This is a genomic window from Ferrovum sp., from assembly GCF_027317285.1.
In the GTDB taxonomy this organism is placed as follows: Bacteria; Pseudomonadota; Gammaproteobacteria; order Burkholderiales; family Ferrovaceae; genus Ferrovum.
Map to the genome: position 1 here is coordinate 1 of NZ_DAHVHV010000141.1, position 728 is coordinate 728.

At 49.0% G+C, this 728-nt stretch carries 1 other RNA gene; it reads left to right on the plus strand.

Features of this window, described 5'->3' with window-relative positions:
- Positions 1 to 22: 22 nt before the first annotated feature.
- Positions 23 to 386: a transfer-messenger RNA gene (gene ssrA / locus M6F29_RS11975) on the plus strand.
- Positions 387 to 728 lie beyond the last annotated feature (342 nt).

Genomic DNA, 728 nt, shown 5'->3' on the forward strand with positions numbered 1-728 from the left:
TGATACTTTTATCCGGTTATCCGGGGGCGCACTGGATTCGACGGGGATGAGAAAGCAAGAATCGCATGCCGAGGACTCCTGGCTCCTCGTAAATCATCCGGGAAACAACACAACTGCCAACAACGAAATGGCACTTGCTGCCTGATTTAAAAGTCAGGTGAGCTAGCGTCTACCGGTACCAGTGCCTGTCCTGGTCCGGAGGCGTCGAGATGACAGGATGGCTTCCGGAACCCGCCTGGGTTCCGCTAGCGACACAAATCCAGGCTCGCGGCGAAAAGGGTGTGTCCTTTCTCCCTCTAGTGGCCAGACAAAAAAAAGGGCTAAGCATGTAGTGGTTCTTAGCGGACTGTTTCCGGACGCGGGTTCGATTCCCGCCGCCTCCACCATTACCAGATCCAAAGCCATCCAAGATCTCCGGTAAAGTGATCAAGCCAGCGTAAAAGCTGGCTTTTTTCATGTCCTGAGTCCTTCAAGATCCGAGAAAATCTATTGGCAGCTCCTAAGCAAACTGCGCATCCCGCTTGATGTTATTCCCGGAAAATCCTTTTATGTCAGTAGTCCGTTGTGAAGGCCTTGAGTAGTAGTGGAATAATACCGGTTCCCCATGCTGGATCTTCTATCTTAGTCGACTAATATGAGACGACATACCTTCGTTTAATGAAATAAGAATACCATTCCGAGTTATTTTACTAAATAAATGGGAGTTGAGTGGAGATTTTCTGTCATAG